This is a genomic window from Flavobacterium sp. UBA4197, assembly GCF_002379575.1.
Lineage (GTDB): Bacteria > Bacteroidota > Bacteroidia > Flavobacteriales > Flavobacteriaceae > Flavobacterium > Flavobacterium inviolabile.
In genome coordinates, this window is record NZ_DFUB01000018.1 from 13,070 (window position 1) to 28,605 (window position 15,536).

The 15,536-nt window shown below is 41.1% G+C and carries 10 protein-coding genes; 5 read left to right on the forward strand and 5 right to left on the reverse strand.

What is annotated here, in order from left to right; translation table 11 throughout:
* Positions 1-69: 69 nt before the first annotated feature.
* The gene (locus tag B3394_RS10045; RefSeq protein WP_286919402.1) at positions 70-1,461 is read right to left on the reverse strand and encodes an HTTM domain-containing protein; all 1,392 of its coding nucleotides are present in this window, start codon (positions 1,459-1,461) and stop codon (positions 70-72) included.
* Positions 1,462-1,564: 103 nt separating this feature from the next.
* Here B3394_RS10045 and B3394_RS10050 point away from each other — a divergent pair, with 103 nt between their 5' ends.
* From B3394_RS10050 to B3394_RS10060, 3 genes are all read left to right on the forward strand, one after another.
* Entirely contained in the window at positions 1,565-2,923 is a 1,359-nt protein-coding gene (locus B3394_RS10050) for an autotransporter outer membrane beta-barrel domain-containing protein (protein WP_286919404.1), read from the forward strand.
* Between the two features lie 30 nt (positions 2,924-2,953).
* The gene (locus B3394_RS10055) at positions 2,954-4,048 is read left to right on the forward strand and encodes an imelysin family protein (RefSeq protein WP_177733271.1); all 1,095 of its coding nucleotides are present in this window, start codon (positions 2,954-2,956) and stop codon (positions 4,046-4,048) included.
* A 143-nt stretch (positions 4,049-4,191) separates the two neighbouring features.
* On the forward strand, positions 4,192-5,574 hold the full coding sequence (locus B3394_RS10060; RefSeq protein WP_273246071.1) for a di-heme oxidoredictase family protein: 1,383 nt from the start codon (positions 4,192-4,194) through the stop codon (positions 5,572-5,574).
* Positions 5,575-5,810: 236 nt separating this feature from the next.
* On the opposite strand, the gene B3394_RS10065 is transcribed toward B3394_RS10060, so the two are convergent.
* Complete coding sequence (locus B3394_RS10065) at positions 5,811-6,530, reverse strand: DUF4197 domain-containing protein (RefSeq protein WP_286919442.1); 720 nt, start codon at positions 6,528-6,530, stop codon at positions 5,811-5,813.
* 211 nt (positions 6,531-6,741) lie between these two features.
* On the opposite strand from B3394_RS10065, the gene B3394_RS10070 reads away from it, so the two are divergent.
* Together B3394_RS10070 and B3394_RS10075 are read left to right on the forward strand one after the other, a co-directional pair.
* Positions 6,742-8,229 carry a catalase gene (locus tag B3394_RS10070; RefSeq protein WP_286919506.1) on the forward strand — a complete coding sequence of 496 codons (1,488 nt, stop codon included), beginning with the start codon at positions 6,742-6,744 and terminating at the stop codon, positions 8,227-8,229.
* A gap of 193 nt (positions 8,230-8,422) precedes the next feature.
* Positions 8,423-11,851, forward strand: a complete 3,429-nt coding sequence (locus tag B3394_RS10075) for a methylmalonyl-CoA mutase family protein (protein ID WP_273246074.1) — start codon at positions 8,423-8,425, stop codon at positions 11,849-11,851.
* 71 nt (positions 11,852-11,922) lie between these two features.
* Here B3394_RS10075 and B3394_RS10080 read toward each other — a convergent pair whose 3' ends face one another.
* From B3394_RS10080 to B3394_RS10090, 3 genes are all read right to left on the reverse strand, one after another.
* On the reverse strand, positions 11,923-12,999 hold the full coding sequence (locus B3394_RS10080) for an endonuclease (RefSeq protein ID WP_286919508.1): 1,077 nt from the start codon (positions 12,997-12,999) through the stop codon (positions 11,923-11,925).
* Positions 13,000-13,211: 212 nt separating this feature from the next.
* A complete protein-coding gene (locus B3394_RS10085) occupies positions 13,212-14,306 on the reverse strand; it encodes an endonuclease (RefSeq protein WP_273246075.1) in 1,095 nt (364 codons plus the stop codon).
* Positions 14,307-14,320: 14 nt separating this feature from the next.
* Complete coding sequence (locus tag B3394_RS10090; RefSeq protein WP_273246076.1) at positions 14,321-15,535, reverse strand: RsmB/NOP family class I SAM-dependent RNA methyltransferase; 1,215 nt, start codon at positions 15,533-15,535, stop codon at positions 14,321-14,323.
* Position 15,536 lies beyond the last annotated feature (1 nt).

Below are 15,536 nucleotides of genomic sequence, written 5' to 3' on the forward strand. Positions count from 1 at the left end.
GTTCCAAGTTTTTTTACTTTTTTTAAGAATAGTTCAAGGTTTTTCGGATTTTAGAGTGTTTTGTTGCTATTAATCGTATAATAGAATCCATTCATTATGAGAAAAGTAATTCCATTCTGCCTTGGCAAAATCGACATTGGGATCAATAAGCCTTCGGAGCTGCTTTTTATTAATAGCCACTTTTGAATCGATATAAATACTCACTTTTTTTCCTTTTAGCTGATAGTGTTCCTTGATTTTTTGGGCTGTCTGCCAGATCATATCCGGTTTGGTCTGCATCCCGCGGATCTGTTTTTTGGTAAGCAGTTTTTTCAGCTTGAAATAATGCTGCTTTCCGGTTTCGTTATTGACCACTAAAAATTTGGTATAGCCGCTGCGGTTGCGCAGCATCATCCGCCAGCTCAGGCGGTGTCCTTCTTCGGTCCAGAGTACGTCGCCTTTAATTACCCAGTGCCGCAAAGGGCATAAAACCTGGAAGATAAAAAACGGAATAAAGAAATACAGCACCATTTTTCTTCCGTAATCGGGTTTCAGCGGTGTCTTTTCAACAGCAGTTCTATTCCGGAAAAACAGTTTTCGGATGGTTTCCGGCGGAAAGAAAAAGATCGAAAAGGACAATGCCATAAACGGGAAAATACCAATGCCCAGATGCAATTTGTTGAACAAATGGAAAAACAGCGAAGCCATAAAGGCATATTTCCGGGTTTTGTGCCATAGCAGTGCCGGCACAATCAATAAGTCGAATAAAATTCCGGCATAGGCAATAAACAGATAAAACCACTGCTGGTTGTATAAATTTTCTAAAAGCGGAATGGCATTTTTGTGCAGCATCCCTTTGGTAAAACTGCCATCCAGCCAACCGGAATAGAGTTTAGCGACTGTAGCAAAAAAATAGACAATAGCGATTTGCAGGATCATAACCCAGATGCACCAGGAAGGAACCGTATTGCTGCGGATGTCCGGATTTCGTCTGGCATCAACAGAATGGGAAGCATTGGCAGGGAGAAACAGCATGATAATGCAAACCAGCAATAACAAATAGTAATGATTGTTATAGGCTGTTTTCTGCATAAAATAAGCACCTGCCCATAAAAGGGTAAACAGGCCGAGGCTCCAGCGGTAAAATAAACCAATGGAAATAAAAACACCCAAAAGTGCCATAAAATAGAAATAGTAATGCATGCCTTCACCCGGCAGCGGTTGCAGCCATTCCATCCCGATATGGGAAAAAGTATAGGTGGGCAGTATAAAATTGCGTCTTACCCATTCGTTCATAATGCACTGGATGCAATGCCATGAAATCAGTATTCCGAAGACTATCCGGAATAGAATTAACTGCGAATTATCAATCGGGGTGAATAAGGCAGAACGGCATTTTTGATAACGGTTTTCCAGGTATTTTTTTAAAGAAATGAAAATGCTGAGAAGCGTATCGTTAGCGGATTCGGACTCTTTTAACATAAAAAAAGCTTAAATAAAAGTTAGGGCAAAGTTAAAAAAATAATGAACTTATTTAGACTTATTAAAAATAAATATATAGCTTTGCCGAAAATTTCAAAATTACATGAACCGAATATTACTTTTATTACTAGTCATTTTTACTTTTAACGGATACGCGCAAAGCGTTGACTCTGTAAGCGTTAAGAAGCTTAAGGAGGAGATAAAAAAAGAGTTGAGAGAAGAACTGAAACAACAGGTTAAAGCCGATTTTATTAAAGAAAATAAAACCCTTTTTGACTGGAGTAAGTTTACTTTAAGCGGATACGGAGTTGTTAACTATTACAACTACAGACGTTACGATACCGATTTGGGAATGAAAGATAAATTTGATGCGGAACGCCTTAATTTATACCTGGGATACAATTTCAATGATTGGATCAGTTTTAAATCGGAAATAGAATTTGAACACGGCGGAACCGGTTCCACAGTAGAGCTGGATACCCAGGAAGAAGCCGGAGAATATGAAAAAGAAGTGGAAGCCGGAGGAGAAGTGAAGATCGAGCAGATCCACATCAACCTGGCCGTTCGTCCTTACTTCAATGTGCGGGTGGGAAGAATGAAGATCCACTTTGGACTTGCTCAGGATTTAGACCGTCCGATTTCCTATTTTACCACACACCGTCAGGAAATGGAAAACGAAATCCTTCCTTTGGGATGGTATGAAAACGGCGTACAGTTCCACGGAACCTTCTGGAAAAAAAGATTCAAATATGAAGTGTCCGTTACCAATGGTTTAGACGCTTCAGGATTTAGCTCAAGAGGCTGGATCAAAGAAGGATACCAGCAGCGTTTTGAAATGTCTGTGGGCGAAAGCTGGGCATTTACAGCCCGATTGGACTACAAATTCGGAACCCATAAAAATACCTATTTCGGAGCGTCAGCCTATATTAATGATGCGGCTGCAAACAGACCGAAAAACGACATGAAAGAAACGGCTTATGTAACCATTTTTGAAGGACATATCACTTATGACGAAGATTACCTGCGTTTCAATTCCATTATCTTATACGGAAATCTTGAAAACTCGAATATCGTTTCCAGAAAGAACGCCAGTTTATCAAACAACTTAGGGGTGAAAAGAACACCGGTAGGAAAAAGTGTTTTAGGATTTTCGGCAGAAGCCGGATACGAGATCCTGCATTTCTTCAACAAAACGACCAAACAAAAATTCTATCCGTTTATGCGATACGATTACTACGATACGATGCATGGAGTGGAAGGAAACGTTGTTAAAAAACCAAGATGGGAAAGAAGTGCTATTACCGGAGGATTCAACTGGTTTGTACACCCGCAGATCGTGTTAAAAGCACATTATCAGAACAGAAATTTAGGTTCGTATCAGTTTGATCCGGTAACCGCATTGAATACAGGAGAGAAACAACAGGAAAATACATTTTCTGCCGGTATTGGTTTCTCCTTCTAAAAACAGATTACTAACACAAATATTTTATAAATGAAAAGAAGAGTTTTAAGTTTAGGATTTATTGCAATGGCATTAGCATTAGTAAATTGCAGTAATAACGACGACACAAATTATGTAGACCCGAATGCGTCATTATATTCAAATGTAATTAGTAATGTTGCCTCTAACGTTGTAGTGGAAACATATAAAACACTAAACCAAAGAGCAACAGCGTTAAGAACAGCTATTAACACTTTAGCAGCTGCACCAACTCAGGATAATCTTGCAGCTGCAAGATTAGCATGGAGCGCAACCAGAAAACCATGGGAACAATCGGAAGGATTTTTATACGGACCGGTAGCAGATGATGCACTTGGTAACGGAGGTTTGGATCCTGCCATGGATACCTGGCCGGTAGATGTGGAAGCGATGAACAACATCCTGTCCAGTGGCCAGCCAATCACTGCTAACGTTATTGCATCTAACCCGGAAGCAAGAGGATTTCACCTTATAGAGTTTTTATTATGGGGAGAAAACGGAACTAAAACCGTTGCTCAGATTACAGCAAGAGAATTTGAATACCTTAAAGCTGCCGCTGAAGATTTACAGAACAATACACAAACATTAATTAACGGATGGAGCAGTTCTGCCGGAAATTATGTAGCTTACTTCTTAACAGCCGGAAATGCTAATAATGTGAAATATCCGTCACAGAAAGCGGCGTTAGAAGAATTCGTACACGGAATCATCACAATTGCCGATGAGGTTGCCAATACTAAAATCCAGGAGCCTTTAAACGGTCCTAATGGAGAAGGAGTTTCGCCACAGGCTGAAGAATCACGTTTCAGTAAAAATTCATTATTGGATTTTGCAGACAACATCCGTAGCGTTCAGAATGTTTATTTAGGAGATTATAATGCTATAGACGGTAAAGGACTTACCGATGTGGTTGCGGCTAGAAACCCACAATTGGATGCTACTATCAAAGCGAAGATCAGTGAGGCAATTACAGCAATTGAAGCCATCCCGGTATCGTTTACAGATGCGATCTATAACAACAGACCGGCAGTGGAAAATGCTCAGGAAAAAGTAAATGAATTATTCAATTTATTACAGACTCAGTTATTACCGCTAATTAATAATTAACGAATAGTATTGCCATAGTAACTATAAATAAGACTGTTATAATATAGGCTCAGGGATTGAGGAATACCTGCGACTATTATTATGATGTCTTTTTAATACCTCACTTATTTATTAAGTGGGGTATTTTCTAATTTATACCAATAATGATAAAAAAATACCTAGTATTAAGTTTTTTGAGTGTCGCTTTCCTTTCCTGCGATAATAGTGACAATGATGTTTATGAAGATATTCCTGATTTAAACGATCGGTTACTGGCAGGTGGCGGTACGACCGTATTTTTAGCGACAAGTAATGCGTTTAGTACTCCGGCGCCCAATCTTGATGCCGAAAGTTTAGGAATACATTTGGCTGGTGATGTACAGTTTGAAGCTGTTTTTGTAACAGCTCCGGCAAATGTGAATCCCGGTTTAGGACCTATTTTTAATAACTCTTCCTGTATTGCCTGTCATCCAAGAGACGGACGTTCGGCCTTTCCGGTGATGATTAACAACCGAAGCGGATTACTGGTCAGAGCCAGTATTCCGGGAATGGACAGTCACGGCGGACCGCTTTCGGCACCGGGCTTCGGCTTGCAGATTCAAAACCAGGCTTTGTTTGGTTACACACCGGAAGCAGCCTATCAGGTTGTGTTTACGGAAAAAACGGAAACACTGGCAGACGGTACCGTTATAACCTTACGAAAACCGACAATAACCCTGGTGAATCCTTATATTCCTTTACCGGCAAACATGATGCTGTCCCCAAGAATCGGAACTCCGGTTTTCGGATTGGGATTACTGGAAGCCATACCGGAAGCCAATATCCTCGCTTTACAGGATGTTAATGATGCCGATGGTGACGGGATTTCCGGGAAAGCAAACTTTGTCTGGGATCCGAAACTGCAGCAAACCGTATTGGGAAGATTTGGCTGGAAAGCCAATACCGGAACCATACTGGTGCAATGTGCAGCGGCTTATGTGGAAGATATGGGGATCACGAATCCGGTCTTTCCTAACGAAACCGGTTACAATCAGTCCAACGGGCAGGACGGTCTGAACGACGATCCGGAAATCAACAATGATGTTTTGAACCAGGTGGCGCTTTACTGCAGAACGTTAGCCGTTCCGGCACCGCGTAATATAAACAACAAACCGGTAAGGGAAGGGGCTAAGATTTTTGACCGCATTGGCTGTGCAAAATGCCACACGCCGAAACAGGTTACCGGATATCATGCCATTGCGGCCTTGTCCAACCAGACAATTTTCCCGTATTCCGATTTATTACTGCACGATATGGGCGATGATTTAGCAGATAACCGACCGGATTTCCTGGCAAATGGAAAAGAATGGAAAACACGTCCTTTATGGGGAATCGGATTAACGGAGCTGGTAAACGGGCATACGAATTTCCTTCATGACGGAAGAGCGCGAAATATAACGGAAGCCATATTGTGGCACGGTGGTGAAGCCCAGCAGCCTAAAGAAAGGTTCAAACAGCTCACCACATCAGAAAGAGCTTCTCTTTTAGCCTTTTTGAATTCATTATAAGATATAGATAAAATAAAAAAGCCGGTGATGAGAAGCACCGGCATTTCTTTTTTTAACTAACCCTAACCAAATGAGAAATCATTTATTACTCTGCAAATGTCCGACATTTTTTTTAGCCCAAGTGTTAACAGAATGTTATTTGTATGTTATTGATAATTAAAAATTTAGATTTCTAAGAATATTTAAAGATTTTTCTTTCCGATCCGTATATTTTTCCATTTTCAGCAATTTCAGGACTATTTTTTATCCTGTAAAGCGAATACTTTTTTAAGCAGTCCGGAGGTTCTCGAATTCAGATTGGTTCGGATGTTTTTCTCTTCTACAGAGATCATTTTAAAAACACCTTCCATCGCTTCATTGGTTACATAATCCGTTAAATCCGGGTTTACTTTTTTAACCAGCGGGATACTGTTGTATTTTGTAATAATGGTACTCCATACCTTATCTGCACCTACTTTATCAAAAGAACTTTTAATTACCGGGTTAAATTTACCGTACAAAGCTGTTGTTGTAGAAGTCTGTAAATAGTTCGTTGCCGAATTGTCACTTCCCATCAGGATGTTCTTGGCATCGGTAATGGTCATACTCTTTACCGCATTCACAAATATCGGTGTCGCTTCTTTTACAGCGTCCTCAGCAGCTCTGTTCATCATTTTTATACCTTCATCGGCAAGACTTCCCATCCCGATACTGCGCAATGTTTTGTCTACTTTCTGCAATTCTTCCGGCATCAGGATCTTGACCATTTCATTTTTATAAAAACCATCAACCTGCGTTAGCTTTACAACCTGTTTTTCCACACCATTGTTTAAGGCCTCTTTTAGTCCGGCAGCAATATCCGTCTGATTTAAAATACCGGAGGTTTTAGCCTTATTCGGTAACTGATTGAAAATTTGCTGTGCTTCTGCACATCCGAAAAACGGTAAAAAAGCAAATAAGAAAATAATTTTTTTCATATAGGGAGAATTTGATAGGCAAAGGTAATCAAAGTTCATACCAATTTTAAGTATAGTTTTTTGCTATTAAAAAATAAAAACAATCGATTTGATTTATAGTTTTAATGCGGTTACATTGGATAAATTTGAGTAAATTTAAAGTGCAATAGAAATTGATGTTCAGGACTTTAAATGTGATTCCAGTATTTATTAACTAAAAACAGCAATACAAATGAAAACTCACAACAAACTTACTACTGCCTCAGGAAAGCCTTATGTTGAGAATGAAAACTCGCAAACAGTCGGAGCGCGCGGCCCCATTTTGCTTCAGGATTTTATCCTGCACGAAAAAATGGCAAGCTTTAACAGGGAACGTATTCCGGAAAGAGTGGTACACGCCAAAGGCTCCGGAGCATACGGAACATTTACGGTAACCCATGATATTACAAAATATACAAAAGCAAAAGTATTTAATACTATAGGGAAAGAAACAAAAGTATTCCTGCGTTTCTCAACTGTTGGTGGCGAAAAAGGATCGGCCGATTCGGAACGTGACCCGAGAGGTTTTGCGGTAAAATTCTACACGGAAGACGGAAACTGGGACCTGGTTGGAAACAATACACCCATCTTTTTTATTAAAGACCCCAAAAAATTCGGGGATTTTATCCACACTCAGAAAAGAGATCCGCAAACCAATTTAAAATCACCAACGATGATGTGGGATTTCTGGTCGTTAAACCCGGAAAGTCTGCATCAGGTACTGATCTTAATGTCTGATAGAGGGACGCCAAACGGTTACCGGTTTATGCACGGATTCGGAAGCCATACCTTTTCGATGATTAATGCCAGTAATGAGCGTTTTTATGTGAAATTCCATTTCAAATCGGCGCAGGGAATAAAAAACTTTACCGGGCCGGAAGCCGATCAGATGCGGGCACAGGATATGGATTATGCACAACGTGATCTTTTTAATGCTATTGAAGACGGACACTATCCGAAATGGAACCTGAAAATCCAGGTAATGACCGAAGCAGAATCCAAAACCTATCATATCAACCCTTTCGACCTGACAAAAGTATGGCCGCATGGCGATTACCCGTTAATTGATGTGGGTGTGCTGGAACTGAACCAGAATCCGGATAACTACTTCCAGGATGTGGAGCAGGCGGCTTTTGCACCGGCACACGTTATTGACGGAATCGGTTATTCGCCCGATAAAATGTTACAGGGACGTTTGTTGTCCTATCCGGATGCACACCGCTACCGTTTGGGAAGCAACTTCGAGCAGATTCCGGTAAACAGATGCCCGTTTGCGGTAAACAATTACCAAAGAGACGGTAAAATGCGTGTGGACGGTAACGGAGGAAGCAATCCGAACTATTTTCCAAACAGTTTCGATGCTATAGAAGTCGATCAGGCTTATAAAGAACCGGCATGGGATTTAGGAACCGGTCTGGCCGATTGGTATGACAGAAACGCCGAAGGAGAAAACGATCATTTTACGCAGCCCGGAAACCTGTTCCGATTGATGACACCGGAGGCACAGCAGAATACGATCAACAATATTGTAGGCGCGATGAAAGGAATAGGCGGACCAAAAAGACTGGAAATCATTAACCGCCAGCTTTGCCACTGGTTCCGGGCCGATGCAAAACTCGGAATGGGAATTGCACAGGGACTGGGTGTTGAAGTGGATATGGATAGTATTCACAAAGCATAAGGCTGCCGGACAAACAACTTCTGGACACACGATATCGCGAATATCGTTTTAAATAAAGATCGGCCCACTTTGGTGGGTCTTTTTTGTTATAAAAATACCTGAAATACTTCCTGAAAAGCATTCTATTAACAGTATATCGCTTTTTTAATTTTTAATTATTCACTACATTGCGACCTCAAATTCAGTAACAAAAATGGAACAAGCACAACCTTACCAACCTATCAATAAAGTCCGGATTGTAACAGCAGCGTCTTTATTTGACGGTCACGATGCGGCCATCAACATCATGCGAAGAATTATTCAGGCAACCGGTGTTGAGGTAATTCACTTAGGACATGATAGAAGTGTGGAAGAAGTGGTAAACACCGCTATTCAGGAAGATGCCAATGCAATTGCGATGACTTCCTATCAGGGAGGACACAATGAATATTTTAAATATATGTATGACCTTTTAAAAGAAAAAGGTGCCGGACATATTAAGATTTTTGGAGGCGGTGGAGGAGTAATCCTTCCGGAAGAGATAAAAGAATTACACGAATACGGAATCACAAGAATTTATTCTCCGGATGACGGACGTGAACTGGGATTACAGGGGATGATTAACGATTTGGTACAGCGCTCGGATTATCCGGTTGGCGATACCTTAAACGGAGAAATCAACCATCTGGAAGAAAAGAACCCAACGGCAATTGCCCGTGTTATTTCATCGGCAGAAAACTATCCGGAAGTAGCGAAAGCAACGCTGGATGCCATCCATCAGAAAAATAAAGAATCAAACATTCCTGTTTTGGGTATTACCGGAACGGGTGGTGCCGGAAAATCCTCTTTAGTAGATGAATTAGTACGTCGTTTCCTGATTGATTTCCCGGAAAAAACAATCGGATTAATTTCGGTTGACCCTTCCAAAAGAAAAACAGGTGGTGCTTTGTTAGGCGACAGAATCCGAATGAACGCCATTAATAACCCGAGAGTATACATGCGTTCCCTGGCTACGCGTCAGTCCAATTTGGCATTGTCAAAATATGTAGCGGAAGCCATCGAAGTATTGAAAGCCGCTAAATATGATTTGATCGTATTGGAAACTTCCGGTATCGGACAATCGGATACGGAAATCTTAGAACACTCAGATGTGTCATTATATGTGATGACACCGGAATTTGGTGCGGCGACTCAGTTGGAAAAAATCGACATGTTGGATTTTGCCGACCTGGTAGCGATTAACAAATTTGACAAAAGAGGGGCTTTGGATGCCATTCGCGATGTAAAAAAACAATACCAGCGAAATCATAATCTTTGGGACGTAAATCCGGATCAAATGCCGGTTTTCGGAACAATAGCCTCACAGTTTAACGATCCGGGAATGAACACGCTTTACAAATCCATTATGGATAAAGTAGCAGAAAGAACCGGAGCCGATTTACAATCTACTTTTGAGATCACTCGCGAAATGAGCGAGAAAATATTTGTAATTCCGCCACACAGAACCCGTTACTTATCGGAAATTTCAGAAAACAACAGAAAATACGATGAGCAGGCCTTAAGCCAGCAAGAAGTAGCACAGAAATTATACGGAATATTCAAAACCATCGAAACGGTTTCCGGTAAAGTACCGGTAATCAATAAAGCCGGAATTGATGAATATTCCATCGCAGTAACCGATAAAGAGAAAGAACCATTCCTGTCGTTGCTGACCAAAGAATTCGACAGGGTAAAAATGAATTTAGACCCGTACAACTGGGAAATCATTTTAACGTGGGATGAAAAAGTAAACAAATACAAAAATCCGGTTTACTCGTTTAAGGTTCGTGATAAAGAAATTAAAATTGCGACACATACGGAAAGTTTATCGCATTCCCAGATACCAAAAGTTGCCTTACCGAAATACAAAGCCTGGGGTGACATATTGCGTTGGTCGCTGCAGGAAAACGTACCGGGAGAATTCCCTTTTGCATCCGGATTATATCCGTTTAAAAGAGAAGGTGAGGACCCTACGCGTATGTTTGCCGGAGAAGGCGGACCGGAGCGTACAAACCGCCGTTTCCACTATGTGAGTTTGGGAATGCCGGCAAAACGTCTTTCAACAGCTTTTGATAGTGTAACCTTATATGGTAATGATCCCGGACACCGTCCCGATATTTACGGTAAAATTGGAAATGCCGGGGTATCGATCTGCTGTCTGGACGATGCTAAAAAACTATATTCCGGATTCAATTTAGCACACCCGATGACTTCGGTGAGTATGACAATTAACGGTCCGGCGCCAATGTTGTTAGGATTCTTTATGAATGCGGCAATCGATCAGCAATGTGAGCTATACATTAAAGAAAACGGTTTAGAAAAAGAAGTTGATGCTAAGATCAACGCTATCTATAAGAAAAAAGGAGTGGAACGTCCTCGTTACAATGGCGAATTGCCACAGGGTAATGACGGACTTGGACTAATGTTGTTAGGAGTAACCGGAGATCAGGTTTTACCTGCCGACGTATATAGCGATATTAAAATAAAAACCCTGGCACAGGTGAGGGGTACTGTTCAGGCAGATATCTTAAAAGAAGACCAGGCGCAGAATACCTGTATTTTCTCTACAGAATTTGCACTGCGTTTAATGGGTGACGTTCAGGAATACTTCATTAAACAAAATGTGCGTAACTTCTATTCGGTTTCCATTTCCGGATACCATATTGCAGAAGCAGGAGCGAACCCGATTACACAGCTGGCTTTCACGCTTGCAAACGGATTTACTTATGTAGAATATTATCTGAGCAGAGGAATGAACATTAACGATTTCGGTCCAAACCTGTCGTTTTTCTTCTCAAACGGAATCGATCCGGAATATGCGGTAATCGGACGTGTGGCCCGTAAGATCTGGGCAAAAGCCTTAAAAAATAAATACGGTGCCAACGAAAGAGCACAGATGTTGAAATACCATATTCAAACATCCGGACGTTCACTTCACGCACAGGAAATCGACTTTAACGACATCCGTACTACATTACAGGCATTGTATGCAATTTATGATAACTGTAATTCACTGCACACCAATGCTTATGATGAGGCGATCACAACACCTACGGAAGAATCGGTACGTAGAGCAATGGCTATCCAGTTAATCATCAATAAAGAATTAGGATTGGCTAAAAACGAAAACCCGATCCAGGGATCATTCATCATTGAAGAACTTACGGATTTAGTGGAGGAAGCCGTTTTAACCGAATTTGACAGAATTACGGAAAGAGGTGGTGTATTGGGCGCTATGGAAACCATGTACCAGCGTTCGAAAATCCAGGAAGAAAGTCTGTATTATGAAACACTGAAACATACCGGAGAATTCCCGATCATCGGTGTAAATACCTTCCTAAGCTCAAAAGGTTCGCCTACGGTAGTTCCGGCTGAGGTTATCCGTGCTACGGAAGAGGAAAAACAATTCCAGATCCTGACCTTGGAAAACCTTCACAAAGCAAATGCGGATGAAGTGGCGCAACAACTGGATATTATCCAGGAAGCTGCGATTCAGAACCAGAATATCTTTGAGAAATTAATGGATGCTGCTAAATATTGCTCTTTAGGTCAAATCACGGCTGCTTTGTTTGAAGTAGGCGGTCAGTACCGAAGAAATATGTAATTCATTTGTGAGATAACCATAAAAAAAGGAGTGCTGATTCAGCACTCCTTTTTTAGTATCGCATTATCGTATTAGTTAACGATTATCTTTTTAGTTGTCGTTTGGTTTTCTGCAGACAATTTCAATAAATAGAAACCGTGAGGCAGGTTATCTATAGTATAGGTTTCCTGGTTGTGAACCGGTTTTTTGATTTGTTGTACGATCTGACCGCTAATGTTGATTAACTGAATTTCATCCAGCTCTTTTTCAGAATAAATATTGATTCTCTGATCGTTAGACGGATTCGGATATACGGATACATTGGCTAAAGCATCGAAAGATTCGGTTGCCAAAGCTGCTCCCCATACGGACTGTACATATTCCGGGTGGTCAATATACGGGTTACGGTTGTGCTGACGGTTGTAGATGGCATTATTACGATCGATTTCACGTTGGCTAACCGGGTCTAAATTGTGCCAGTTTACTAATATTTTAAGGAAGGTATTGGTGAAAACCTGATTACTGGTTCCGTTAAACATAGGGTATGTATAACCGCTTACAACATTTTCGTAGCGTGTCGCAAAATAAAGGTACATTCTGGCAATATCGCCTTTAAACTCGTCAATTGGTTCAAAAACAGTTCCGGTATATCCGGCTGCATAACCGGAGTTTGAAGCCGCTCCCAGTTTGGATCCGTTTGTTGAGGTCCACGTTGCCGTTCCTACCATACCATGCGGATAATTGTCTCTTTTGTTGTTTACATAACCATCTGTAGGCGGAATATGATGCGCATCAGAATACATCGGAACCTGAGAACCAAATACCGATTGAGGAATGGTATGTTCTCTGTTGTAACAGCTGCCTTCGCCGGTGTAATTTCCACATTGGTCCGTACTGTAAGTATAGCTGTAAGCGTCCGGTCCTGCCGGTTTTTCCGAATAGATGTCTAAAATAGTATTGTCATTCTCATAGTAGTGATCCCTGTCGGCTGTACTGTAAGTGGTCCAAAGACCATTATACCCCAGATCCGAGTGACCTTTGATAATATTATACAATTGGGTTTTTAATGTATAACCGGTGCCGGTAGCACTGTTATAATAGCCCACAGGAATTTGGGCAAAACCCATAAAAACCGACATCAACAAGACGGTAGTGTAAAGTTTTTTCATAGTGGATGAATAATTAGGATGTAAAATTATAGCGTTTGCTGTTATAAAAAAAGAATTTTAACTATTTAGATGTTAGTGGATTATGACTTTTTGCGATGTTACAGGGTAAATGAGGTTAAAAATGTTTTATTTGTAACTTTTTGAAATAATTATAAAAGGCATAAAAAAAGCCTGTTATTGAAGACAGGCTTTTTATAGTTAAAGGAACTCCTTTAATTGACAATAATTTTTTTGGTAGTGGTCAGGTTTTCAGACGAAATTCGAACCAGATAAAAACCTTGCGGCAGGTTTTCTATCGTGTAGGTCTGCTGATAGTGTGCCGGTTTTTTGATTTGTTGAATAATCTGACCGTTAATATTGATTAACTGGATTTCATCCAGTTCTTTTTCAGAATAAATATTGATTCTCTGGTCGTTAGACGGGTTTGGATAGACCAGAACACTTGCCAGAGCATCGAAGCTGTCTGTAGCCAGGATGGATGGCCAGCGATTTTCGGCTACCGGACCGCCCCAGATAACAGTTGCTAAATACGGGTTGTCAATAAATGGATTTCTGTTTCCCTGACCGTAAGTATTACCGGCATTTCCCAAATAGGTATTTCTTCTGTCTTCAAATTCCGAAACCGGGTCTTCGGCATTCCATTGCAGGAATAGCGCAATCATATTGGCATCGGAAGAAACGGTCGAACCGGTACCTACATTTTTAGGCAGGCATCGGGTTGGATAGCGCAGGTACATATACATGATCATACGGGCTACATCGCCTTTCCACTCGTCACCCGGATACCATCCGCCGGAAACAGGTCCTGAATTACCGGAACCCGGAGCAAATTTTAAACTTCCTCTGGCACCGTTACGCTGTACGTCTGAAGCTCTTAAATGGTGTGCATCTGCACCAGGGCCCGAAGTTCCTAAATCCGGAGTTCCCAGTGATTTTGCAAAAGTATGTTCCCTGTTCCATTCGCAGGTGGTACCGCCGCCGTTACTGTTTTTATTTCTTCTTCTGTGATTGTTGTCGTCAGAAGTGGAAGCCGGACACATCGTGCTGCTAAATCCGTAAAGCAATAAAACATTGGCATTGGAAGCATCATTCGGGTCCAGGTCAATGATCTTGTCGGCATCCCAAACGTTGTCATAGCTCAGCGTTTTGGTATGCGTATTCGTAATTTTGGTAGCTAACGCACTTTTTAACGTACTCCCGGTTACAGTCCAGTTAAACCCGTTGTAATAAGGAGACGCCGGCGCGCCAGCTTGAGCGTAACCAATCAGTGAAGTGATTGATAACGCTAAAGAGTAGAGTTTTTTCATGTAAGTTTTGTTTATTATATCTTCCGATCAAATAAAGCCATGTAAAATCCGTCAAACCCTGATTCGGATGCCAATACTTTTACATCTTTTACAAATTCGAAGTTTTTACCCGATTCTGTAGCAAGGAATTTTTTGACTTGTTCCTGATTTTCCGATGGAAGAATAGAACAGGTAGCATATACCAGTTTTCCTCCGGGTTTTACAATTTTAGAATAGCTTTCCAATACTTCAGCCTGAACTTTTCGGATGTTATCGATAAATTCCGGCTGTAGTTTCCATTTACTGTCAGGATTTCTTTTCAGTACTCCTAAACCACTGCAAGGTGCGTCAATTAAAACCCTGTCGGCTTTTTCATGAAGCTTTTTAATAACTTTGGTTGTATCAATAATACGGTATTCAATGTTGAATGCCCCGTTTCTTTTGGCGCGAAGTTTTAATTGTTTTAGTTTGCTTTCATAAAGGTCCATCGCGATAAGCTGCCCTTTATTTTCCATCAGCGATGCCATGTGAAGTGTTTTTCCGCCGGCTCCGGCACAGGTATCCACAACGCGCATACCCGGTTTTACATCCAGAAAACGGGCCACTAATTGTGACGAAGCGTCCTGAACTTCGAAAAAGCCGTCTTTAAAAGCCTGTGTCAGGAAAACATTAGCACGCTCTTTAAGTACCAAAGCATCCGGATATCCTTCTACGAATTCCGTTTCGATGTTCAGGTCCATTAAAATGGCACGAAGTTTTTCTTTCGTTGTTTTTAAAGTGTTTACACGCAAAATAACTTTAGCCTGCTCATTTTGTGAAGCCAGTTCCTTTGACCAAAGGGCTTCTCCTAATTCCTGAACACCCAATTCATCCATCCAGTCCGGAATGGATTCTTTGTATTTTCTGATTTTTGACAACTCGTCGAAACGGCCTTTGATTTTTCGAACCGGTGTACTTTCAAAATACTTCCAGTCCGGAAGCGTATAACCGCGCAAAACTGCCCAAACTGCAAAAATCCTCCAGACATTATCCCTGTCATAAGGTTCTTTTACCTCTGCAATTTCGCAGTATAAACGTTTCCAGCGTACTATTTCATAAATGGTTTCTGCGACGAATTTTCTATCGCTGCTTCCCCATCTTTTATCTTTTTTTAATGCTCTCGCAACAACCTTATCGGCATATTCTCCCTCGTTGAAGATTGCCATAATGGAATCTATAACGGTAAAAACTAAGTTTCTGTGTAATCTCATC